Here is a 713-nt window from a genome sequence, read left to right as displayed (position 1 = left end):
CGACCTGATCCCCCAGACATCGCAGGATACCTTGCTGGCCTCATCAACACTGGACAGACTAAAACAGCCCGCAGAGTTATTGTTACAGGAGAAACAACACCGGCTGGAAAGTGCACTCAAAGACGTTGCTCTCCATATTGATGAGGGAGACAATCGAAATGTGATCATGAAAAATCGTACCGGTACCCGCTGGCGTCTGCCGACCAAAAGCGCTACATCTCTGGTCAACAATCCCTTTTTTAAGCGAATGCAACCGGTCGGTATCGCGGATGTACTGCGGTATGTAGAGCGCGAAACCGGGTTCATGAAATGTCTGACTCATGTACTTCCGATACAAAAACAAGGGTTCACTCATCAGGATGATTTACTGGCCATTCTGATTGCCAACGCCACTCACCGTGGTGTGTATGGCATGGCGCAGATCTCCGATCGAAGCTATGAACACCTGAGTACGGTGCAGGCCAACTATATCCGGCCTGAAACGCTGCATGACGCCAGCGACGTGATCAATAATGCGGTTGCAGCGCTACCCATCTTCCGCCACTACCATATTCAGGAGGACCAGCTGCATGCCAGTGCGGATGGTCAGAAATTCGAAACCCATCTGGAAACCTTTAAAACCCGGTACTCCTCTAAGTATTTCGGCACCAACAAAGGGATCACGGCCATGACACTGGTGGCCAACCACAGCGCCCTCAATGCTCGGATCATCG

The 713-nt window shown here is 51.3% G+C and carries 1 protein-coding gene; it reads left to right on the top strand.

Features of this window, described 5'->3' with window-relative positions; genetic code table 11:
* Positions 1–713, top strand: a 713-nt coding sequence (locus R8O11_RS27645; protein ID WP_318194928.1) for a Tn3 family transposase, incomplete at both ends; no start/stop codon positions are given.

The organism is Vibrio sp. 1288 (genome assembly GCF_033344475.1).
The sequence above is the reverse complement of the archived record's forward strand: the minus strand, read 5'-3'. Positions and strand labels throughout refer to the sequence as shown.